This window comes from Streptomyces sp. HUAS 15-9 (assembly GCF_025642155.1).
GTDB lineage: Bacteria > Actinomycetota > Actinomycetes > Streptomycetales > Streptomycetaceae > Streptomyces.
Genome location: NZ_CP106798.1, coordinates 8,107,523 through 8,128,501, shown reverse-complemented (window position 1 = coordinate 8,128,501; position 20,979 = coordinate 8,107,523). Strand labels below are relative to the sequence as shown.

The window sequence follows — 20,979 nt, the reverse complement described above, 5'->3', positions numbered from 1 at the left end:
CGGCTTCGAGCGCGCGCCGAGCCGGGCCGACGGTCGGCCGTACGGGTTCCTCCGTACGGGTTCGTTCCTCCGTTCGGGTCCGAGTGGGCCACGGCACCGACGGTGAGCCGTCGCCGCCGATCACGCTTGGACGGTGTCAGCTGGTTCGGCACGTCCCGTGACGAAGGAGAACAAGGATGGCGATCGATATGGTGGAACGATTCCTGGCCGCCCTGAGCCCGCACGACCGGGAACTCGTCCAGCAGCAGCCGCATGCGGAGCAGGTGAGGCTCGCCGACGCCTGGGAGCGGGAGCTCGCCGAGGACACGGACCTCGACACGCTGAGCGAGCTGTCTCCCCCCGCGGCCGAGAGCGAGGCCGCGGCACGGGTCGTCAAAGGCCGCTTCGCGTAGGTAGGGAGAAACGTGGACAGGAGGGGGAATCAGGCCCGGCCGCACACCCCCTCCTCATCATTTCTGCACGACTGTAGAAGATTACGACCGACCGTATGGAGTTCGCATGGCCCTGTGGGACCGCGTCAAGGAGTCCGCGTCTCAGATGCAGACCCAGTTGGTGGCGAAGAAGAACGATCTGAAGAGCGGTGCCTTCCGCGACGCGAGCATGGCGATGTGCGCGCTGGTCGCCGCGGCCGACGGCACCGTGGACCCCTCCGAGCGGCAGCGCGTGGCTCAACTGATCGCCACGAATGAGGTTCTGCAGAACTTCCCGGCCGACGACCTGCGCCGCAGGTTCGAGGACAACCTCGACAAGCTGACGGCCGACTTCGCCTTCGGCAAGGTGAGTGTGTTGCAGGAGGTCGCCAAGGCCAAGAAGAAGCCCGCCGAGGCCCGTGCCGTGATCCAGATCGGCATCGTCATCGGCGGCGCCGACGGCAACTTCGACAAGGACGAGCAGGCGATCGTCCGCGAGGCGTGCTTCACCCTCGAGCTGCCGCCGCACGAGTTCGACCTCTGACCGGCAGCAGTCCGCCCGGCCCCGGTCGGCGGGGCGGGGCGGGCCGGCCGACCACCATCGGGATTCAGTCGTCGCTCTCCGCGTCGGCGTGGCCTAGCAGTTCGCGCAGCAGCCGTTCGTCGTCCGGGGCGAGGCCCGTGACGAAGCCGGCCAGCACGGCCTCACGGTAGCTCTCGGCGTCCAGCACCTTGCGCATCTTGCGGGCGGCGAGGCCGGCCTGGTCCGACGTGGGCGTCCAGGCGAAGGACCGGCCCGCCCGCTCCCGGGTGACCGCTCCCCTCGCCAGCGGCCGGGTGAGGATCGTGATCACCGTCGTATGGGCGAGGTCTGCGCCCAGGCGCTCCTGCACCCAGCCCGCGGTCGCCGGGCCGTCCGCCTCCCGCAGCGTCGACAGGACCATCGCCTCCAGCTCGCCCTGCCCCCGCCGCCGGGCACGCTGCCGGTGATCCGTCACGCCCCGTCTCCCTTCCGCCGCCGCCCGTCTCCCGGACGGCCATCGTATGTCGGCCGGGACTCCGCCCCACCGGGCCCACCGGGGCGGCCTCCGGCTTCGCGGTGAACGCCGGGCAGGGGCTACGACGGGGTGAGAGGAAGGTCGTCCGTGAACGCGTTGACCGGCTGGGCCATGGGCTGGAGCCGGCGTACGTCGAGGGCCGCTTCCGCGGTTCTCGTACCGAGGGTGCCCTTGGGGTGCCATGTGCCGGTCACCGCCAGCCAGCTGTTGGCGGGCGGGGCCGGGGTCCCGTACACGCGGACCTTGACCGTCTGCGAGTCGGCGGCGCAGCAGGTGAAGATGATCCGGGTCAGATACCAGCCGCCGCCCGGCCCGGCCGGGGAGGCGAAGCCGGTCAGCCGGACGCTGCGGCCCTTGATGGCGAGGGTGCGGTCCTGCTGGACGCGGCTGGTGAAGTCCGTGAGCGTCATGGGCAGGGGTGAGGCGGCGGGCAGGGGGTCGAACCGCTTCTGCGCCTTGACCGCCTTGTTGTTCGAGTGAGCCGCGGTGTAGGCACCCAGGGCGGGCGGGGCGTAGAGCAGAAGGCTCACGGCGGGGAGGAAGAGCAGCCAGGCGATGCGAGGTGCGGTGGAGTGGTCGTGGCCGTGTGCGTGACCGGCGTGTTCCTCGCGCCCGCGGTCCAGGGCCGCGCTCGCGAGGCCCAGGAGGGTGAGCAGTACGCCGGAGGCGATGAGCAGCGGGCGCAGACCTTCTTTGACGTAGCGCAGGTACAGGTCGGTGAACAGGGCGGCGTGCAGCAGGCCGAGGCCGGTCAGCACCAGCAGCGCTGTCTGGGCGTGGCGTTTCACAGCAGTACGCCTCCGATCAGGACGCCTGCTGCGATCGCCACCACGGTGGTCGCCGTGGAGAAGCGCCAGGCGAAGGCACGGCCGAAGGTGCCCGCCTGAAGGGCGATCAGTTTCAGGTCGACCATCGGGCCGACGACCATGAACACGAGGCGGGCGGTCGGCGAGAAGCCGGTGAGCGAAGCCGCGACGAAGGCGTCGGCCTCCGAGCACACCGCCAGGAGGACGGCGAGCGCGGCCAGGAAGAGCACCGAGAGCCAGGGCGAGCCGGAGAACGCGTCGAGGACCGAGCGCGGCACCAGGACGTTGAAGGTGGCCGCGGCCATGGCACCGAGGACGAGGAAGCCGCCGGCGTGCAGGAAGTCGTGCTGGAAGCCGAGCCGGAACTCGGTCCAGCGGCTGTGACCGTGCCGGTGGCCCGAGTACCGGACGGCCGGACGCAGCCATTTCTCCTTGCCCAGCCAGAGCCACAGCCAGCCCATCAGCGCGGCGGTGACGAGCGAGGCGAGCATCCGGGCGGCGACCATCGCGGGGCTGCCCGGGAAGGCCACGGCGGTGGCGGTCAGCACCACCGGGTTGATCGCGGGGGCGGAAAGCAGGAAGGCGAAGGCCGCGGCCGGAGTGACACCCCGCCGGATCAGGCTGTTCGCGACGGGTACCGAGGCACATTCACAGCCCGGCAGGACCGCTCCGGCCACCCCGGCCACCGGAACGGCGAGGGCCGGGCGCCGGGGCAGCGCCCTGGTGAACAGGTCGGCCGGTACGAAGGCGTTGATCGCGCCTGACAGCACCGTGCCCAGCAGCAGGAACGGCAGTGCCTGGACGGTGATGGCCAGGCAGACGGTGCGCCAGGCCTCAACTGCGGGGTGGTTGAGCCACTGGGTTCCGGCGAGCGCGAACGCCACCGCCACCGCGCCGGCCGCTGTCGCGGCCCCGGCGACGTAGGGCCGCGGGAGCAGCCGCCGTCGTGGTGGGCTGACGGGTACGACCGCCACCCCTCCCGCCGCATCAACCAGTTCATCCGTTTTTGGCATTTTCACTCCAAATATCGGATCCGTGGCTGAACATAAGCGACGAGGACGGCCGGTGCTGCGCGCACACGCCGCCGGGCGCGAACGGAGCATCGCGGAACGGGCGTTGACGGGCCGTTCAGCCGGCGGCCAGCTCTTTCAGCCGGTCCGTGGATCCGTTGAACCTGTCGCGGTCGCCCACGAGCTCCCCGGTGGAGGTGTACTGCCACATCGTGTGCGTCGACCAGCCCGCCGGCAGTTCCCCGACGGAGGAGGCGTAGCGCGCGACCCACAGGGGGTTGGTCGCCGCGAAGCCGCCGTAGCTGCCGGTGCAGGTGTTCCACCAGCTGGTGGCGGTGTAGATCACGGCGTTGCGGCCGGTGCGGGACTTGTACCGGTTCAGGAAGTTACGGATCCATGTGACCATCGCGCTCGGCGACTTGCCGTAGCAGTCGTCGCCGTAGGGGTTCCATTCGATGTCGAGCACACCGGGCAGCGTGGTGCCGTCGTCCTTCCAGCCGCCGCCGTGGTCGACGAAGTAGTCGGCCTGGGAGGCGCCGGTGCCGGTGTCGGGCGTGGCGAAGTGGTACGCGCCGCGGATCATGCCGACCTTCCGCGAGCCGTTGTACTGGTCGGAGAAGGAGGGGTTGGTGTAGTAGGTGCCTTCGCTCGCCTTGGTGTAGGCCCACTTGACCCCGCTGCTCCACAGCTTCGACCAGGCGACGTCACCCTGGTAGCTGGCGACGTCGACACCTTCGGTCTGACCGGCGCGCGCGTCGCCGGGCGTTCCGCTGCTGCCGTCGTGGGTCATGACTCCCATGCCCATATGGGCAGAGCCGCGCACCGGGGTGCCGTCGGCCGAGGCGGGTACGGCCGCCGACGGCACGAGCAGCGCCAGAACGGCGGACGGGACGGCGGCCGCGGCAAGACGGGTGCGGCGGGCACGTGTGGCTGTGGCCATGGCTGTGTGTATGGATGATCGTTGCACGCAGACCATCTGACCCGCGGCCGGCGGCCGCCGCACGCCAAGCGCCGCCCAACGGAGGGCAATCGGGGCCGGATGGCTCCGATCGAGTGACCTCCGGGGTTACCCGAAGGACGGCGCGGCACCGCTCACCCGGGTCGATCCATGAACCGCCGCACGACCGGGCCCAGGTAGTCCACCTGAGGTCCGCCGAGTCCGGCCAGTTCGGCCTCGGAGCCGACCAGGACGATCCGGTCCAGCTCGGGCTCACGCCCGTGTGCCGTCTCCGCGGCGGCCAGAGCCGCGAAGCGCCGGTGCAGCAGTCCGGCCGGCCGGGACGGAGCGCGGAACAGGAAACCGACGTTTCCGCGCTCACCGCGGGTGACCAGCCAGAGGGTCAGGTCCTCGGGCGGTGTGTCGAGGCCCGTCTCCTCGACCAGTTCCCGGGCGGCATGGGCACGGAGCGCGGCCACGTCGAGCGGCTCGCCGTGCGGCGGCGGCTCCATCGAACCGCCGGGCAACTGCAGCCGCCCCGGGGCGGCCGTCGAGGCGGACATACGGCCCACCAGGAGACGTCCGTCGTCCGTCGGCTGCGCCAGGGCGACGAACACCGAGGACACCGAGGGCGCCTCCGGTATCCGGCGCAGGCCGCGGTACCGGTACGTGGCCCTCGCCCAGGACAGCACGAGGCTCCCCGCCTCCTGCCGCAGACCCGTGCAGGCCACGGCCGGACCGTCGAAGAGGTTCGGGTCGGCCCGGACCGCCTCGTCCCAGACACGGTCCATGACCAGCCGGACGCCGGCCGACAGCGGGGGCGCCTCGCCCTCGACGAAGCTGATCGCGGGCGCGTCGTAGAGCTCCGTCGGGGCGACGTTCCACTCGGGCGGCAGGTCCGTGTCGCACAGGACGCAGACGAAGTGGTCCTCGCGTACGACATTGACCTGTCCGCACGACACACAGCGGCGGAAGACCACCTCGTGCGTGAAGCCACGGGGACGGACGAGCCCGGCCCGGTCCAGGGCGTCCGCGACGGCCTGCCATGAGCCGGCGTCCGGGCAGTAGCCGGTCGACTGGTTGCTGACCTCGTCGACCGCCCACCGTCCGGAGTCCTGGCAAAAGCTCATCTCGCCGGCGCTCAGCACCGGCCCGCCTCCGGCGCAGACCACATGCTCGCCGCGGCGCGGCGCCAGGCGCAGTACGCCCTCGGCATCGACCACGAAGGTGAACGGCTCGGCCAGTTCCGCCGCGTCACGCGCCGACACCCATCGGGCGAAGTCCGCCGCGCAGCGAATGCCCTCGCCTTCTCCGCCCGGCCGCACGAGCCCCCTCAGATCACCGGGTCCGACATAGCCGTATGTCCGTGCCGCCATGCCCATGCCCCCGTACACTCCGTGCCGCCGTCTACGGACCGATCATGCACGAGGCGCCGCATCGGCGCCCATTACTCCGTGCGAGTGGTGCATCGGCCGGGACGGTCGTAGCGTCGATACAGAGGCGATCGCCCACTACCGGGAGCGACGATGGCAAGACCAGCGGTGTACACAGCGATCATTCTCGGGGCGGGCACGCTGCTCACAGCGTCGATGACAACGGCCTCCGCCACCCCGCCCGCATCGGCACAGGCTGCCCCGCGGGTGGTGGCGCAGCAGTCGGCCCCGGTGCTCGTCGACTGCACGTTCCGCTCGAACACGCAGCCCGTGAACTTCATCCTGGCCTGCGGAGACGGCAACAGCCGGCTGGTCGCGATGCACTGGTCGCAGTGGGGCCCGACGTCGGCGACGGCCGTGGGTGTGAACGTGGTGAACGACTGCAAGCCGTACTGCGCGGCGGGTACGTTCCACGGATACCCGGTGGTCATCCGGCTGGAGCGACCGGAGACCTGGAAGAGGGACCCGCGGGTGGAGCACTTCACGCGGATGAGCCTCACGTACACCGACACCCGGCCGGAGGGCTACAACCGGGTCATGACCGTTCCCCTGTGGGACTGACCGCGGCGGCCGACACCACCGAACGAGTCGCCCCCGGTTAACGGACATATCACCACAAAACGTGTGTTATTCAGTCATGCACACACCTTCGCGCCGTACCTTGCTCCGTGCCCCGATCGCGGCCGTCGGCTTGGGAGTACTCGCCGGCTGCACCGAATCCGGCCCGGACCCGCAAACCAGACCCCACCTCGGTAACGGGGCAGGCGTGGACAGCGGCGGTTTCGTCCCCAAAGGTCCCAAGGGCTATGTCCTGCCCTCGGGTCCCGAGGTCCGCGCCACCGAGCGAAGGCGCGGGTCAGGCCCTGTGCGCACGTACAAGTTCACCGCCGAACCGGTGACCGTGGACCTGGGCGGACGAAGGGTGAACACCTGGGGTTACGCCGACACCCTGCCCGGGCCGCTGGTCCGTCTCACCGCCGGGGACGTCCTCAGCCTCACCCTGGCCAACCGCCTGCCGACCACGACCACCCTCCACTCCCACGGCGTGCGCCTGCGCTGCGACATGGACGGCGTGCCCGACCTGACCCAGCCGCCCATCCCGGCCGGAACGGACTTCACCTACCGGTTCACCGCCAGCCACCCGGGCACGTACCTGCTGCACTCCCACGTCGGAATGCAGCCCGACCGCGGCCTGTACGCCCCCCTCATCATCGACGACCCCAAGGAGCCCCTCGCCTACGACAAGGAGTGGCTGATCGTCCTGGACGACTGGCTCGACGGCGTCCGCGGCTCCACCCCCGACAACGTCCTGTCGCAGCTCATCCCCCCGGGCAAGCACGTGACGATGGAAGGCATGGGCGTGGCCAGGGGTGCCGAACACGGACATGCGGGACCCGAGGGCAGCGGTCCCTCCCGCCTCCTCCACCACTCCTTCAGCCGCATCCTGCACAGCGAGGGCGGCAGTGTCGCCTACCCCCACTACCTCATCAACGGACGCGTGCCCTCGGCTCCGTCCGTGTTCAAGGCCAAGCCCGGCGACCGCATCCGGCTCCGGATCGTCAACGCGGGCTCCGAAACCGCCTTCCGCGTCGCACTCGGCGGCCACAGCATGACCGTCACCCACACCGACGGCTACCCGATCGAGCACAAGCGCACCGACGCGCTCATCGTGGGCATGGCCGAGCGCTACGACGTCCTGGTCACCGTGAAGGACGGCGTCTTCCCGTTCGTCGCCCTCGCCGAGGGCAAGAACGGCCAGGGCATCGCCCTGCTGCGCACCGGCAAGGGAAGAACCGTTCCGCCGGCCAATGTCCACCCCGCCGAACTCGACGGAGAACTGGTACCCGCCCGCCGTATGAGACCGCACGAGTCCGTGGACCTCGGCAAACGCGAGCCCGACCGGGAACTGCGCGTCAGACTCACCGGCAACATGAAACGGTACGACTGGGGTTTCGACCACAAGCCCTACTCGGTCACCCAACGCCACCCCGTCCGTCAGGGCGAACGCGTCCGGCTCACCATCGTCAACGCCACTGATATGTGGCACCCCCTGCATCTGCACGGCCACACCTTCGCCCTCGCCGCCCTCTGGGACGCCGGAGCCCGCAAGGACACCTCGATCGTGCTTCCCCACCGCAAACTCGTCGTCGACTTCGACGCCGACAATCCCGGCCTCTGGATGCTCCACTGCCACAACCAGTACCACTCGGAAAGTGGCATGATGACGGTCCTCGGCTACCGCGCATAACCGCGCCGCCACGCCCGACCGCCGCTCCCCACCAGGGAGCGGCGGCCCAGGTCGCGCCCGTACAACTCGCGCGCACCGCCCGGATCGTCACGATGCGGCAGCGACAACGTACTAACGCTGATCGCTCACTTGACTACCTGCGGTCACACACGATTGGCTCCGGCCAGGAGAGTCGCCGGTCGGCACACATATGTGCCGCGTCGCGATCCATCCCCCCTCATGCACGGCCGCACAGCGAGGTGCCGCACCCTCATGAACACTCCTCCCCCGAGTCCAGCCCACCGCAGACCGGAGCACGGCCGCATACCGGCCGCGGTGCTGGTCGTCACCTGTCTGCTCATATCCGGCTGCTCCGGATCCGACGGCACACGGTCGGAGCCGAGCGCCGGCAGGGCGGGCACCGCCCGGATCAAGATCACCCTGGTCAGCCACGGCGACCGGGGTGACACCTTCTGGGACCTGGTGCGCAAGGGCGCGGAGGCCGCCGCGGCCAAGGACAACGTCGAACTGACCTATGCCGGCGACCTGGACGCCGCCGGACAGGCCGAACTGGTGCGGGACGCGATCCGGGACAAGGCCGACGGCATCGCGGTGACCCTGGCCAAGCCGGAGGCGATGAAGGGCCCGATCGGCGAGGCAAGGGCGGCGGGCATACCGGTGGTGGCCCTCAACTCCGGTATAGATGTGTGGAAGTCTGAGGGAGTCCTGGAGTACTTCGGCCAGGACGAGAGCGTCGCGGGCCGGGCTGTCGGCGACAAGCTGGACGGCCTCAAGGCCGGACACGCCCTGTGCGTCATCCACGAGCGCGGCAATATCGCCCTGGAAGCGCGCTGCGCCGGAGTGAAGAAGACGTTCACCGGCCGCACCGACATGCTCTATGTGGACGGCACCGACCTGTCAGCCGTGACCGACTCCATCGCGTTCCGGCTGCGGCAGGACCCGAGCATCGACGAAGTCGTCACCAACGGCGCCCAGTTCGCACTCGCCGCGGTGAACTCCGTGAAGCAGGCGGGCAGCAGGGCGCACATCGCGACCTTCGACGTCAACAAGGACCTGGTCAAGGCCGTGCGGAGCGGGGACGTGCAGTTCGCCGTGGACCAACAGCCGTATCTCCAGGGCTATCTGGCCGTTGACTCACTGTGGCTGTACCGGACCAACGGCAATGTCAGCGGTGGCGGAGTGGCCCCCGTGCTCACCGGCCCCGCATTCGTGACCAGGACGAACGTGGCGGCAGTGGCCAAGTACGCCGCCAATGGCACACGTTGACCGGGCCGGCCCCCGACCCGCCGCGCTCCGCGCGCACTTCCCCGACCCGCTGACCGCTCTCTAGGACGACGATGTCTCCACGGACAGGTGCCCGGCGCCGTCTCGGCTCCATACGTCTCTCCCTGATCCTGCTGGCGCTCGTGCCGAGCGTCACCCTTGCAGCCATGTGGGGCGTGACGACGACACAGATGCTCTCCGAAGGACTTCGGCTGCGCTCGCAGACGCAGCTGAGCAGGTCCACCGGGGCCATGGGCACCGAGGCCACGCTCGCCCTGCAGCAGGAGCGCAGTCTGTCGGCCGTATGGGTGGCCTCGGGGCACGGTTCCCGGGCCGCACTGGACGCCCAGCGGAAGAGGACCGACGCGGCGGTCGCCAAGCTGGTCGGCCGGGCCGACGCGATCAAGAAGGCGCCGGCCCGTGTCAAGGACCGGCTGTACTCGGTCGTCGCCTCGGTGAGCAGCCTGGAGTACTACCGCGGCCAGGTGGACGACCCCACCGACATCACCGCCGCACAGTCGCTGGGCCAGTACACCTCGATCATCGAGGACCAGATCCAGGGCTTCCAGGAGCTCTCCCAGGTCGACGACGGCGACCTCACCTCGCAGGCCGGTCCGCTGGTCGCCCTGGAGCACGCGGCCGAGCTGGTGTCCGAGGAGGACACACAGCTCACCCTGGCCGGGCCCGCAGGGTCCATGGACGAGAAGACCTGGGCCGAGTTCGCGCAGTTGGTGAACGCCCGCCGCTGGCTTGTGCAGGACCAGATCGTCCCCTCGCTCACCGGTGACGCCAAGCGGCAGACCGAGCGGATCCTGCAGAGCGCCGACTGGAAGACGCTGGAGTCCATCGAGGCCAAGGTGCTCGCGGCCCGCGCGACCATGGGCAAGGACCACAGGATCGCCCTGCCGGACGTGCAGAAGCAGTGGCGTGTCGCGCTGATCAAGGTCTCCGACGCGTACTCGGCCCTCATCCGGCAGCGGACGACCGACCTGCTCCACCAGAGCGCCGAAAGGGCGCACGACCTGCTGGTCACCGCTGCCTGGCTGAGCGTCGGCGGACTCGTCGCGCTGCTGCTGTGCGTCGGCATGTCCTGGCGCATCACCCGCTCGCTGTCCCGGCGGCTGCACGGTCTCAGGATGGCCACCCTCGGCCTGGCCGAGGACCGGCTGCCCGACGTCGTCGCCCGGCTGGACCGCGGCGAGCGGGTCGACGTGGAGCTGGCGACACCGCCGCTGGACTACGGCGAGGACGAACTCGGCCAGGTGGCCGAGGCGTTCAACACCGCACAGCGCACGGCCGTGCACACCGCGGTCGAACTCGCCGACATCCGGCGCGGCTTCCAGAAGGTCATCCTCGGCATCGCCCGGCAGAGCCAGAACCTGGTCAACCTTCAGCTCAGCAGGCTCGACCAGCTGGAACGGCAGCACACCGACCCGGACGTCCTCAAGGGCCTGTACGAACTCGACTCCACCGCGAGCCAGTTGCGCCGCTACGAGGAGAACCTCGTCGTCATCAGCGGTGAGCGGCCCGGACGCAGCTGGACCGAACCGGTCGCGCTGGTCGACATCCTGCGCAGCGCCGTCGGCGAGGTCGCCGAGTACCAGCGGGTGGACGTGCGCACCGACGAGGAGGTGAGCCTCGCCCCGCCCGCGGTCGCGGACGTGATCCATCTGCTGGCCGAACTCATCGACAACGCGACCGTGTACTCCCCCGCGCCCAGCCCCGTCGAGGTGCGCGCGGCGATGGTGGCCAAGGGCTTGGCCATCGAGGTCGAGGACCGCGGGCTCGGCATGTCCGAGGAGGACTACGCCTCGCTCAACGCCCAGTTGGCGGTGGAGCCCAAGTTCGACGTCGTGGCCCTGGCCGACGACCTTCGCCTCGGCATGTTCGTGATTGCCCGGCTCGCCACCCGGCACGGCATCGCCGTCACCCTGCGCCCGTCGCCGTTCGGCGGCACCACGGCGATCGTCCTCGTCCCGCACGACATCGTCGTACGGGAGACTCCCGCCCCGCCCGCGCCGGACGCCACGGACGAGACGGCGGGTGAGAAGGAGACCGAGGCGCCCCTCCCCCAGCGAGCGCGGCAGGCGAAGCCGGCCCGGACCGCCGACGCCCGCGAGGAGCCGCCCGGGTCCGACGGGACCGGCCGTTCCGGTGGCCCCGACCCGCTGCCGCGCCGCGTGCCCCAGACGAGCCTGGTGCCCGAGCTGCGCGAGGAGTCGGCGCCGGCCGGGGAGGAAGGCTTCCCGGACGACTTCACCGCGGAACACGCCGCCTCGTCGTTGGCCGGCTTCCAGCGCGGCACGCACAAGGCGCGTGACGAGGAGGGGGATCCGCAGTACGACCAGGCAGAGAAGGATCCGCAGTACGACCTGGCAGAGGAAACCGCACCACAGGACCCGGAGGTGGACGTCCCCGCCACAGCCGAGCTCCCGGCACCGCCCGAGCAGCCGGACCCCGCCCCTCGACTCAGCCCGCCGACCGTTCATGAAGGACGCTGACATGACCCGCCCCACCCCCGCCACGCACACCCAGCTCGACCAACTGCTCACCGGACTCGTCGACCGGGTCGCCGAGGTGAACCACGCCGTCGTCCTGTCCGAGGACGGACTCGTGGTCAGCAAGTCCACCGGGTTCCTGCGCGACGACGCCGAACGCCTGGCCGCGACCGCGTCCGGCCTGATGAGCCTCAGCAAGGGCGTCAGCATGGACTTCCGCGGCGGCCCGGTGCGCCAGGCCCTCATCGAGATGGCCAACAGCTATCTGATCATGACCGCCGCCGGACCCGGCGCCCATCTCGTCGTCCTCACCAGCCAGGGCGCCGACGTGGGTGTGGTGGCGTACCAGATGAACATGCTGGTGAAGAAGATCGGCGAACACCTCAGCGCGGCACCGCGCACGGGCCTCGTCGTGTCCGAACACGGCGAGTGAGGTGAGCGGGGGCGACGCGGCGGGCCGTCTCGTACGGCCGTTCACCCTGACCGGCGGACGGACCCGGCCCAGCCGCGCCGACTTCACGCTGATCACGACGGTGACCGCGGTGGACCCGCAGCCCGCGTGGGCCGACCGGCTGCAGCCCGAGCACACCCGCATCCTGCGGCAGTGCGCTCGGCCGGTCGCCGTCGCCGAACTCGCCGCCCGCCTCGACCTGCCCATGAGCGTCGTCGTCATCCTGCTCTGCGACCTGCTGGAGTCCGGCCGGATCACCGCCCACCCACCGCACCCCCTCTGCCACGCGGAACCCGATCTGGAACTGCTGCAGAAGGTGCGGGACGGCCTCGGGCACCTGTGAGACCCACCGAAGACGAAAGGGCACCGCCACTCATGGCCAGCCAGATCCGCCGGACGGGCCCCGGCTCCGCCGCCGGGGCGGTCGCCGCCCCCGACACCGTCAAGATCCTGATCGCGGGGGGATTCGGTGTCGGCAAGACCACCATGGTCGGGTCGGTCAGCGAGATCGTCCCCCTGCGCACCGAGGAACCGCTCACCACCGCGGGCCTCGACGTCGACGACCTCGACGGGATCGAGGCGAAACGGTCCACCACGGTGGCCCTGGACTTCGGCCGGATCACCATTGGCAGCGATCTGGTGCTGTACCTGTTCGGCACCCCCGGGCAGCAGCGGTTCTGGTTCATGTGGAACGACCTGGCGGTGGGGGCGCTGGGTGCCGTGGTGCTGGTCGATGTCCGCCGGCCGCGGGCCAGCTTCGCCGCCATCGACTTCTTCGAGCGGCGGCACATCCCGTTCGTGGTCGGCGTCAACGGCTTTGACGGGCTCCACCCGTACACGCCCGAGGAGGTCCGGGACGCCCTGGCACTGCCCGAGGACACCCCGGTGCTGCTGTGCGACGCGCGGGAGCGTGAGTCGTCGCGTGACGTGCTGATCGCCCTGATCGACCGGCTGATCGCCGCGGCCGTCCGGGCGGGCGGGAACAGCTGAGGGGAGCGCGGACGCGGGCCAGGGCCTTCTTACGGAGCGGTGACGTGCCGGGCGCGCTCGTGTCGGCCGGTGGTGGTGCGGACCTAGCGTGTGGGTATGCGTGTACTGGTCACCGGCGGTGCCGGGTTCATCGGGTCCCATGTCGTCGAGGCGCTGGCGGCGCGCGGGCACGAGCCCGTGGTGTTCGACGTGCGGTCGGACGCGGGCGGCGACGTGCGTGACGGGGCTTCGGTCACCCGCGCCCTGTCCGGCGTCGACGCCGTCTGCCACCAGGCGGCCATGGTCGGTCTGGGCCTGGGCTTCGCCGATGCGGCGGAGTACGTCTCCCGCAACGACCTGGGCACCGCCGTACTGCTCACCGCCATGGCGGACGCGGGGGTACGGCACCTGGTGCTGGCCGGGTCGATGGTGGTCTACGGGGAGGGCCGCTACGAGTGCCCTCGGCACGGGGTCGTGCGACCCGGCGCGCGGGCCGTGGCCGACCTGGACGCGGGGCGCTTCGAGCCGGTGTGCCCCAGGTGCGGTCAGGCGCTGTCCCCCGGGCTGGTCGGTGAGGACGCCCCTGTCGACCCGCGGAACGTGTACGCCTCGACCAAGCTCGCCCAGGAGCATCTGGCGGCCGCCTGGGCGAGGGCGACGGGCGGGTCTGCCGTGTCGCTGCGCTACCACAACGTGTACGGGCCCGGGATGCCCCGGGACACCCCGTACGCAGGGGTGGCCTCCTTCTTCCGGTCCGCGCTGGCCCGGGGCGAGGCTCCGCGGGTCTTCGAGGACGGGCGCCAGCGGCGGGACTTCGTACACGTACGGGACGTGGCGGCGGCCAATGTGGCGGCGCTGGAGGTGGATTCGGCCGCCGGCGCGCTCACCGCGTACAACACGGGCAGCGGGGAGCCGCACACCGTCGGCGAGATGGCGCGGGCACTGACCGTCGCGTACGGCGGCCCCGAACCCGTCGTCACCGGGGAGTACCGGCTGGGCGACGTACGGCACATCACGGCGGACTCGTCGCGGCTGCGGGCCGCGCTGGGCTGGAAGCCCGAGGTCGGGTTCGAGGCGGGGATGCGCGAGTTCGCCCGGGCGCGGCTGCGCGGGAAGGAGCCCGGCGCACGGTGACCGTCGCGCGGGGCGTCATCGCCAGGGCCTGTCCGGCGGATCAGGTCGCAGGAAAGAAGCGGCATCCGATCGGCGCGGGTGAGCGGGGGCGTGGGGGTACCCCTTGCGCGAGCGAAGCCGAGCACTTGGGGGAGCGTCCAGCTGCAAGGCGGAGGAGGGAGTCGACGCGATGGGGGACTCCTGCTCGAAGAGCATGCGGGAGGGCGTGCCAGACGTCGCGCCGGCATGATCCGCCGGACAGGCCTACGCCACGGGCAGAGTCACCTCGAAGCGGCAGCCGCCCGGGATGTTGTGCACGGCGGCCCGGCCCTGGTGGGCCTCGACGATACCGCGGACGATGGCCAGGCCCAGGCCCGCACCCGCGGGCGGGGTCCGCGCGTGCGTGCCGCGCCAGCCGGTGTCGAAGACCCGTGGCAGGTCCTCCTCCGGAATACCGCCGCAGCCGTCGGACACCGACACCACGACACCGTCCGGACAGCGTTCGGCGGCCACCGCGACCGTCCCGTCGGCCGGTGTCCGCCGGATCGCGTTGACCAGGAGGTTGCCCAGCACCCGGCTCATCTCCTTGCCGTCCACTTCGACGGGCACGGGTTCGACGCGGTCGCCGACGAGCCGTACCCCGAGTTCGCGGGCGAGCGGATCGGCTCCCGCGAGGGCGTCGCCGACCAGGTCGTACAGGGAGATCCGGGACGGTGACAGGGCCAGGGTGCCGGCGTGGATGCGGGAGAGTTCGAACAGGTCGCCGACCATGTCGTTGAGCCGTTCCACCTCGGTGCGGATCTGCTTGAAGTAGCGGTCCGGGTCGGCGGCCACGCCGTCCTCGAGGGCCTCCGCCATGGCCCGCAGGCCGGCCAGCGGAGTGCGCAGGTCGTGCGAGATCCAGGCGACCAGGTCGCGGCGGGAGGCCTCCAGGGCGCGCTCGCGGTCGCGGGACTCGGCGAGCCGTGCGCTGGTGGCCGCCAGTTCCCGGCTCAGGGCGGCGAGTTCGGCGGTCGCCGGAGCGTCGGGGGCGGCGAAGTCGCCGTCGTCGCCGAAGGAGCGGGCGGCGAGCTGGAGTTCACGGCTGCGGGCGACGACCCAGCGGCCGAGCAGCAGCGCGGTGACGAGGGAGACGACGGCCGCCATCGCGACGACCGTCGTCACGACACTCAGGTCGTGCGCCGACAGGAACATCGCCTCCGCCACGGCCAGGGTCCCGGCGAGCATCGCGAACACCGCGACGGAGGCCACCACGGTGAGCGAGGCGGTGAAGGACCGTTTGCGGATGAGCCGCAGGACGAGCGCTCCGGCCAAGCCGGTCGCGGCGGCGCCGAGGAAAGCGTACAGAGCGATGAGGAGGGCGTCCCGCACGATCAACTCCCTTCCATTCCACCGGCGTCGAAGCGGTAGCCGACGCCCCACACGGTCTGGATGAGGCGGGGGCTCGCCGGGTCGTCCTCGACCTTGCCGCGCAGCCGGCGGACATGGACGGTGACCGTGGACAGATCACCGAAGTCCCAGCCCCACACCTCGCGCATCAGATCCTCGCGGCTGTAGGCCCGGCCGGGATGGCGCAGGAAGAAGGCGAGCAGGTCGAACTCGCGGAGTGTGAGGGCGAGTTCGACGCCGTTCTTGGTGGCGCGGCGGGCGCCGGGGTCGACCTGGAGGCCGGCCGCGCCGAGCGGGCCCGTCCCGGCGCCGGGGCGGGTGCGCCGCAGCACCGACTCCACCCTGAGGACCAGTTCGCGGGGGCTGAAGGGTTTGGTGACGTAGTCGTCCGCCCCCACCTCCAGGCCCAGGATGCGATCGTCCTCGTCGCCACGCGCGGTGAGCATGATCACCGGCACCGGGCCGTGTCCGCGCAGCCGGCGGCACACCTCCAGGCCGTCCATGCCGGGCAGCATCAGGTCCAGGACCACCAGGTCCGGCCAGTGCGCGCCCGCCCGGGCGAGCGCCGACGGCCCGTCCGGGGCCCGGTCCACGGCAAAGCCCGCGCGGTCCAGATAGCCGAAGACGACCTCGGCGACGGTGGGATCGTCCTCAACGACCAGGACGCGGGCGCCCTCGCCCGACCGCCTGCCTGCGGTCGTCGGCTCATCGGCTTCGTACGGCTGCTGCATGCGTCCAGCCTCGCACCACCCCGGCCGCCCGTGCGGCCCACCAGGGCGGTCCGGCCCCGGACGTCCGTGTTTCGTAAGCAGTGGATGCCCGATATGCGCCATTTGCATTCGTAGGGTGAAGGCCGTGACGACCTCTCCCTTCTCCCCGGACGTCGACGTTGTCCTGCCCTGTCTCAACGAGGCCGAGGCCCTTCCCTGGGTTCTCGCCCGGATTCCGCGGGGCTGGCGCGCACTCGTCGTGGACAACGGCTCCACCGACGGCTCGGCGGACATCGCCCGCGCGCTGGGCGCGACCGTGGTGCACGAACCCCGGCGCGGGTTCGGCTCCGCCTGCCACGCGGGCCTGGCCGCCGCCACCGCGGACATCGTGTGCTTCTGCGACTGCGACGCCTCGCTCGACCCCTCGCTGCTGGCGCCCTTCGTCGGCGAGGTGTGCACCGGCGAGGCGGACCTGGTGCTCGGCCGACGGCGGCCGCAGAGCCGGGGCACGTGGCCGCCGCACGCCCGCGTGGGCAACCTCGCGCTGACACTGATACTGCGCCGCCGCACCGGACTGCGCCTGCACGACCTCGGCCCGCTGCGCGCCGCCCGCCGCGAAGGACTGCTGGCCCTCGCCCTGACCGACCGGCGCAACGGCTACCCCCTGCAGATGGTCGTGCGTGCCGCCGACGCGGGCTGGCGCATCGCCGAGCACGACGTGCCGTATCTGCCGCGGTCCGGCGTCTCCAAGGTGACGGGCACCTGGCGCGGCACCTGGCAGGCGGTACGGGACATGCGCCGCGTCCTGGCCGAGCCGCCCGTCCGAGAGGGGATCCCCCGGTGACCACGCTCCTCGTCATCGCCAAGGAGCCGCTTCCGGGACGGGTCAAGACCCGGCTGACGCCTCCGTTCACCGCCCGGCAGGCGGCAGCGCTCGCCGAGGCGGCCCTCGCGGACACCCTGCACACCGTGGCGGCCACTCCCGCCGCCCGGCGCGTCCTCGTCCTGGACGGGGCGCCCGGCCCCTGGCTGCCGCCCGGCTTCGAGGTCGTACCGCAGTGCGCGGGCGGGCTGGACGAGCGGCTGGCCGCCGCCTTCGCCCGGTGCGACGGCCCGGCCCTGCTCATCGGCATGGACACACCACAGGTGACCCCGGATCTGCTCACGGTGGACTTCGCCGGCTGCGACGCGTACTTCGGTCCCGCCGAGGACGGCGGGTTCTGGGCGCTGGGGCTGGCCGAGCCCGAGCCCGGACTGCTGCGGGGCGTACCCATGTCGACGCCGGTGACCGGCGCCGTCCAGCGGGAGCGGCTGGTCACCGCGGGCCTACGGGTGCGCGACCTGCCCCGGCTGCGCGACGTCGACACCGCCGCCGACGCACAGGCCGTCGCCGCCGCGGCACCGTACGGCCGGTTCGCGGCCCGGCTCGCCCGGCTGACGGCGGTCACGGGCCGCTGAGCACCGCACTCGAACTCGGTGCTCAGTGGGTCCCTGGCGACCGGTGCTTCGCGGCCCTGCGCAGTCGCAGCACCAGCAGCGATGCCGAGCCGCCGAACAGTACGGCGGTGATCAGCAGCCAGCGGGTCAGGAAGCCGTCCGCCGAGAGGCCGGCGGCCAGCTGGTAGGTGCTGTCCATCCGACCGCTGATCAGGGGGAACCACATCAGGAGCAGGAGCAGGGACAGGGCCGCCGGGATCCGGACGTACATCGCCCGTTCCCGGTGGTCCGTCGCGTCCAGCCCCCGTACGACGGCACGGTCGGCCGACGAGTACAGCGGCAGCAGCACCAGGTCGTGCAGCAGTGCCGCGCCGACGAACCACAGCGTCACGCCGAGCCAGTCACCCGCCAGCAGGCGCACCCCGGCGTATCCGGCCAGCGCGAACGAGCAGCCGAGCAGCAGGAGTTGCAGCGGGCTACCGAGGGGGACCGGGCGGATCATCCGAGGTTTCCGAAGGTCATCCGGGCCACCCACTTGGTGTTGAGGACACCGGGCGCCGCGGGGACGATGATCCGCGCCGGGTAGCCGTGGTCGAGGGTCAGGTCCTCGCCGTTGGCGTACAGGGCGAGCAGTGAGCGCGGGTCCGCCACCTGGTTGGCGCGCAGCGCGGCCTTGCGGAACGCGCCGTGTCGCTGCAGGGACTCGACGAATACGTCCGGTGGACGGCCGTCGTGTCCGACGAGGGCCGCGAGGTCGCGCAGACGCACTCCGCGCCACCACTGGTCGCCGGTGGACCAGCCCTCGACGCAGGCGATGGGCAGCGCGGAGCTGTGCAGGGGCAGCCGGGCCAGTTCGGCGCGGCCGAGCCGGACGGTTCCGGTGCGGCCGGTGACCACGAGGCGCCAGGTGTCTTCGCTCGTCTCCGCCGTGGTGATGTGCGCGTACGCGGCCGTCTTGTTGATCTGGAAGCCGCCGGGGCCGCTACCCGGGTCGGCCCAGCCGTGCGGTGCGAGCAGGGCGGTCGCGCGCAGCGGCTGGTCGAAGTTGCGGCCGGCGCTGGTCGCGAACAGGAGCAGGGAGCCGCCGCCGACGAACCACAGCGCGCCACGCCGGGAGACGGTGGGGGGACCGGGCCGTGGCGATACCAGCTCGCTCTCCTCCCGCCGCCCGCGCAGGGTCCGTACGGCCGTGGGCAGTTTGAGCAGGGCGTGCGCGACGAAGGCCGCGAAGAAGACCCAGGCGCCGTAGAAGTGCAGGGGGTAGAAGGAGCCGGGAAAGACGTAGTCGAGCTGGATGTTGAGGACGCCCGTCGTGAACTCGAACAGCGCGCCTCCGACCAGCAGTAGCAAGGAGATCCGCTCCAGCGCGTGGGCCACGGAGCGGGCCGGCGGCAGCGTGAACAGCTTCGGCACGACCGACCAGAGCTTGGCCAGCAGGACCGGGATCAGGGTGAGCCCGAGGGTGACGTGCACACCCTGGGTGAACCGGTAGAGCCAGTGCGGGCTCGTCGGCCAGGAGAAGAGGTAGAAGCCGAGGATGCCCTTGTCGGGGGTCGTGTCGTTCACGGGCGACAGGTCCGGGTTGTACGAGGCGTACGAGACGAGCCCGGTCACGAACAGCACGGTGATGCCCGCGAGCAGGACGACGCCGAGCACGGAGGTGAACCAGGGGCCGCGCACGGCGCTGCGCCAGAAGCCGGGCGAGGTGGGGAGCCGTTGGTCGCGCATGATCAGACCGTAGGGCGGGAGTACCCCCGCACCGGGCGCGCAACCCCTGACGAAACGCTGACGTCCGGCCCATGCGCCGACATCACGGCCGCCTTTCGGCCTAGCGTTCCGCTGTGACCCGCGCCCACCTCCGCGACCTGTGTGCCGTCGCGGCCGCCGCCCTGCTCGTCCTGGCGGCCGTCGTCGTCGGCCGCCACATCCAGGACTCCCATCGCACCCTGTTCGTCCACTGGCCGCCGCTGTTCGCCGACTGGGACCCCCATGTGGGGCCGGGCACCCCGGCAGCCCTGGTCGTGGCGGTGGCCGTGATCGCATACGGTCCGCGTCTCGCCCTGCGGCTGCCGTGGCGGGCGCTGCTCGCGGCGGCCTGGGGCGCCTCGCTCGCCTGGACCTGGTCGCTGGCGCTGGTCGACGGCTGGCACCGGGGCGTCGCGGGCCGGCTCACCACCACCAATGAGTACCTCCGGGTCGTCGACCGCTTCGACGACATCCCGGGCACCCTGCGCGACTTCACCCACCACATCCTGGCCCAGTCGCCCGCGCCCTGGCCCGCCCATATCGCCGGCCACCCCCCGGCCGCGACGGTGACCTTCGTTCTGCTCGACCACGTCGGTCTGCGGGGCGGGGGCTGGGCGGGAGCCTGGTGCATCACCGTCAGCACCACCGCCTGTGCGGCCGTGCTGGTGACGGTGGGGCTGCTGGCGGGACGGGAACTCGCCCGGCGGGCCGCGCCGTTCCTGGTGCTGGCACCGGCCGCGGTGTGGGTCGGGACGTCCGCCGACGGATACTTCGCGGCCGTGGCCGCCTGGTCCGTCGCGCTGCTCGCGGTGGCGGTGGCCGGGCGGTCGGGGGCCGGTGCGCGGGCCGCGGCCACGTTCGGCGCGGGGCTGCTGTTCGGTCTGACCTGCTATCTCTCGTACGGCCTGACGCTGTTCGCGCTGATCGGTGCCACGGTGGTGCTGCTCGGCCGGGTCCGGGCCCATCACCTTCTCCGAGGGCTGCCGTTCCTCCTGGCGGGCCTCGCCGTGGTGCCGCTGCTGTTCACCCTCGCCGGCTTCGACTGGTGGGCGGGGTACCGGCTGCTGGTCACGCGCTACTACCAAGGGGTCGGCGGCATCCGTCCCTACGGCTACTGGGTCTGGGCGAACCTGGCCTGCGCCGTGCTGACCATCGGATTCGCGACCGCGGCCGGTCTCGGCCGGGCCGGTTCCGCTCTCGTCCGCGACCGCACCGCCCTGCTGCCCCGTCGGTCACGGAAAACCGCCGACGTGGCCGACCCGGCCGACCCGGCCGCCGCGCGCCTCGCCCTGCTCGTGTTCAGTGCGCTGGCGGCACTGCTCGTCGCCGACCTCTCCGGCATGAGCAAGGCGGAGACGGAACGCATCTGGCTGCCGTTCGCCCTGTGGCTGCTGCCCTCGTGCGCGCTCCTCACCGGTCCGCGGGCCTGGCTCACCGCGCAGGCTGTCCTGGCCCTGCTCATCAACCATCTGCTGTTCACGGGTTGGTGATGGATCATCAG

22 protein-coding genes are annotated in these 20,979 nt (G+C 71.6%); 13 read left to right on the top strand and 9 right to left on the bottom strand.

The genetic code is table 11. The features are described from left to right. Nucleotides 1-176: 176 nt before the first annotated feature. Entirely contained in the window at nt 177-392 is a 216-nt protein-coding gene (locus N8I87_RS37035) for a hypothetical protein (protein ID WP_263215222.1), read from the top strand. Between the two features lie 106 nt (nt 393-498). Beyond that, on the top strand, nt 499-954 hold the full coding sequence (locus N8I87_RS37030; protein WP_263215221.1) for a tellurite resistance TerB family protein: 456 nt from the start codon (nt 499-501) through the stop codon (nt 952-954). A 64-nt stretch (nt 955-1,018) separates the two neighbouring features. Here the strand turns inward: N8I87_RS37030 and N8I87_RS37025 are convergent, their stop codons facing one another. From N8I87_RS37025 to N8I87_RS44140, 5 genes are all read right to left on the bottom strand, one after another. Further along, the gene (locus tag N8I87_RS37025; protein WP_263215220.1) at nt 1,019-1,408 is read right to left on the bottom strand and encodes a BlaI/MecI/CopY family transcriptional regulator; all 390 of its coding nucleotides are present in this window, start codon (nt 1,406-1,408) and stop codon (nt 1,019-1,021) included. A 119-nt stretch (nt 1,409-1,527) separates the two neighbouring features. Then, on the bottom strand, nt 1,528-2,256 hold the full coding sequence (locus N8I87_RS37020) for a TIGR03943 family putative permease subunit (RefSeq protein ID WP_263215219.1): 729 nt from the start codon (nt 2,254-2,256) through the stop codon (nt 1,528-1,530). Further along, nucleotides 2,253-3,287: a permease gene (locus tag N8I87_RS37015; protein WP_263215218.1), complete on the bottom strand. Its 1,035-nt coding sequence runs from the start codon at nt 3,285-3,287 to the stop codon at nt 2,253-2,255. The genes N8I87_RS37020 and N8I87_RS37015 overlap by 4 nt, the downstream gene beginning before the upstream one ends. Nucleotides 3,288-3,402: 115 nt before the next feature. After that, on the bottom strand, nt 3,403-4,224 hold the full coding sequence (locus tag N8I87_RS37010; protein ID WP_263215217.1) for a lysozyme: 822 nt from the start codon (nt 4,222-4,224) through the stop codon (nt 3,403-3,405). A gap of 152 nt (nt 4,225-4,376) precedes the next feature. Then, nucleotides 4,377-5,597: an NUDIX hydrolase gene (locus N8I87_RS44140; protein WP_317633523.1), complete on the bottom strand. Its 1,221-nt coding sequence runs from the start codon at nt 5,595-5,597 to the stop codon at nt 4,377-4,379. A 150-nt stretch (nt 5,598-5,747) separates the two neighbouring features. Here N8I87_RS44140 and N8I87_RS37000 point away from each other — a divergent pair, with 150 nt between their 5' ends. From N8I87_RS37000 to N8I87_RS36965, 8 genes are all read left to right on the top strand, one after another. Continuing rightward, entirely contained in the window at nt 5,748-6,215 is a 468-nt protein-coding gene (locus N8I87_RS37000) for a hypothetical protein (RefSeq protein WP_263215216.1), read from the top strand. A 76-nt stretch (nt 6,216-6,291) separates the two neighbouring features. Then, on the top strand, nt 6,292-7,902 hold the full coding sequence (locus tag N8I87_RS36995) for a multicopper oxidase family protein (RefSeq protein WP_263215215.1): 1,611 nt from the start codon (nt 6,292-6,294) through the stop codon (nt 7,900-7,902). 252 nt (nt 7,903-8,154) lie between these two features. Further along, on the top strand, nt 8,155-9,168 hold the full coding sequence (locus tag N8I87_RS36990) for a substrate-binding domain-containing protein (protein ID WP_263215214.1): 1,014 nt from the start codon (nt 8,155-8,157) through the stop codon (nt 9,166-9,168). A 71-nt stretch (nt 9,169-9,239) separates the two neighbouring features. After that, entirely contained in the window at nt 9,240-11,666 is a 2,427-nt protein-coding gene (locus N8I87_RS36985; RefSeq protein ID WP_263215213.1) for a sensor histidine kinase, read from the top strand. 1 nt (nt 11,667) lies between these two features. Next, a complete protein-coding gene (locus N8I87_RS36980) occupies nt 11,668-12,096 on the top strand; it encodes a roadblock/LC7 domain-containing protein (protein ID WP_263215212.1) in 429 nt (142 codons plus the stop codon). 1 nt (nt 12,097) lies between these two features. After that, nucleotides 12,098-12,457 carry a DUF742 domain-containing protein gene (locus N8I87_RS36975; RefSeq protein WP_263215211.1) on the top strand — a complete coding sequence of 120 codons (360 nt, stop codon included), beginning with the start codon at nt 12,098-12,100 and terminating at the stop codon, nt 12,455-12,457. A 32-nt stretch (nt 12,458-12,489) separates the two neighbouring features. Further along, a complete protein-coding gene (locus tag N8I87_RS36970; RefSeq protein ID WP_263215210.1) occupies nt 12,490-13,104 on the top strand; it encodes a GTP-binding protein in 615 nt (204 codons plus the stop codon). Between the two features lie 96 nt (nt 13,105-13,200). Then, a complete protein-coding gene (locus N8I87_RS36965; protein WP_263215209.1) occupies nt 13,201-14,217 on the top strand; it encodes an NAD-dependent epimerase/dehydratase family protein in 1,017 nt (338 codons plus the stop codon). A gap of 243 nt (nt 14,218-14,460) precedes the next feature. On the opposite strand, the gene N8I87_RS36960 is transcribed toward N8I87_RS36965, so the two are convergent. Both N8I87_RS36960 and N8I87_RS36955 read right to left on the bottom strand, forming a co-directional pair. Further along, nucleotides 14,461-15,567, bottom strand: a complete 1,107-nt coding sequence (locus tag N8I87_RS36960; protein WP_263215208.1) for a sensor histidine kinase — start codon at nt 15,565-15,567, stop codon at nt 14,461-14,463. Between the two features lie 2 nt (nt 15,568-15,569). Further along, nucleotides 15,570-16,316, bottom strand: coding sequence for a response regulator transcription factor (locus N8I87_RS36955; RefSeq protein ID WP_263215207.1), 747 nt, complete (start codon nt 16,314-16,316; stop codon nt 15,570-15,572). A 115-nt stretch (nt 16,317-16,431) separates the two neighbouring features. Between N8I87_RS36955 and N8I87_RS36950 the strand changes: the two genes are divergently transcribed. Together N8I87_RS36950 and N8I87_RS36945 are read left to right on the top strand one after the other, a co-directional pair. Then, nucleotides 16,432-17,139: a glycosyltransferase family 2 protein gene (locus N8I87_RS36950; RefSeq protein WP_263215206.1), complete on the top strand. Its 708-nt coding sequence runs from the start codon at nt 16,432-16,434 to the stop codon at nt 17,137-17,139. Then, on the top strand, nt 17,136-17,753 hold the full coding sequence (locus N8I87_RS36945) for a TIGR04282 family arsenosugar biosynthesis glycosyltransferase (RefSeq protein ID WP_263215205.1): 618 nt from the start codon (nt 17,136-17,138) through the stop codon (nt 17,751-17,753). The genes N8I87_RS36950 and N8I87_RS36945 overlap by 4 nt, the downstream gene beginning before the upstream one ends. A 22-nt stretch (nt 17,754-17,775) precedes the next feature. Here N8I87_RS36945 and N8I87_RS36940 read toward each other — a convergent pair whose 3' ends face one another. Beyond that, the gene (locus N8I87_RS36940; protein ID WP_263215204.1) at nt 17,776-18,234 is read right to left on the bottom strand and encodes a hypothetical protein; all 459 of its coding nucleotides are present in this window, start codon (nt 18,232-18,234) and stop codon (nt 17,776-17,778) included. Beyond that, entirely contained in the window at nt 18,231-19,460 is a 1,230-nt protein-coding gene (locus tag N8I87_RS36935; protein ID WP_263215203.1) for a molybdopterin-dependent oxidoreductase, read from the bottom strand. The genes N8I87_RS36940 and N8I87_RS36935 overlap by 4 nt, the downstream gene beginning before the upstream one ends. A 113-nt stretch (nt 19,461-19,573) precedes the next feature. On the opposite strand from N8I87_RS36935, the gene N8I87_RS36930 reads away from it, so the two are divergent. Then, entirely contained in the window at nt 19,574-20,968 is a 1,395-nt protein-coding gene (locus N8I87_RS36930; RefSeq protein WP_263215202.1) for a hypothetical protein, read from the top strand. Nucleotides 20,969-20,979 lie beyond the last annotated feature (11 nt).

Bases quoted from the DNA above. Each gene is read 5' to 3' on its own strand.
- N8I87_RS36990 (WP_263215214.1), top strand. From the start codon at position 8,155: ATGAACACTCCTCCCCCGAGTCCAGCCCACCGCAGACCGGAGCACGGC.
- N8I87_RS37035 (WP_263215222.1), top strand. From the start codon at position 177: ATGGCGATCGATATGGTGGAACGATTCCTGGCCGCCCTGAGCCCGCAC.
- N8I87_RS37015 (WP_263215218.1), bottom strand. From the start codon at position 3,287: ATGCCAAAAACGGATGAACTGGTTGATGCGGCGGGAGGGGTGGCGGTC.
- N8I87_RS44140 (WP_317633523.1), bottom strand. From the start codon at position 5,597: ATGGCGGCACGGACATACGGCTATGTCGGACCCGGTGATCTGAGGGGG.
- N8I87_RS37000 (WP_263215216.1), top strand. From the start codon at position 5,748: ATGGCAAGACCAGCGGTGTACACAGCGATCATTCTCGGGGCGGGCACG.
- N8I87_RS36935 (WP_263215203.1), bottom strand. From the start codon at position 19,460: ATGCGCGACCAACGGCTCCCCACCTCGCCCGGCTTCTGGCGCAGCGCC.
- N8I87_RS37030 (WP_263215221.1), top strand. From the start codon at position 499: ATGGCCCTGTGGGACCGCGTCAAGGAGTCCGCGTCTCAGATGCAGACC.
- N8I87_RS36955 (WP_263215207.1), bottom strand. From the start codon at position 16,316: ATGCAGCAGCCGTACGAAGCCGATGAGCCGACGACCGCAGGCAGGCGG.
- N8I87_RS37010 (WP_263215217.1), bottom strand. From the start codon at position 4,224: ATGGCCACAGCCACACGTGCCCGCCGCACCCGTCTTGCCGCGGCCGCC.
- N8I87_RS36985 (WP_263215213.1), top strand. From the start codon at position 9,240: ATGTCTCCACGGACAGGTGCCCGGCGCCGTCTCGGCTCCATACGTCTC.
- N8I87_RS36940 (WP_263215204.1), bottom strand. From the start codon at position 18,234: ATGATCCGCCCGGTCCCCCTCGGTAGCCCGCTGCAACTCCTGCTGCTC.
- N8I87_RS36970 (WP_263215210.1), top strand. From the start codon at position 12,490: ATGGCCAGCCAGATCCGCCGGACGGGCCCCGGCTCCGCCGCCGGGGCG.
- N8I87_RS36995 (WP_263215215.1), top strand. From the start codon at position 6,292: ATGCACACACCTTCGCGCCGTACCTTGCTCCGTGCCCCGATCGCGGCC.
- N8I87_RS36965 (WP_263215209.1), top strand. From the start codon at position 13,201: ATGCGTGTACTGGTCACCGGCGGTGCCGGGTTCATCGGGTCCCATGTC.
- N8I87_RS36980 (WP_263215212.1), top strand. From the start codon at position 11,668: ATGACCCGCCCCACCCCCGCCACGCACACCCAGCTCGACCAACTGCTC.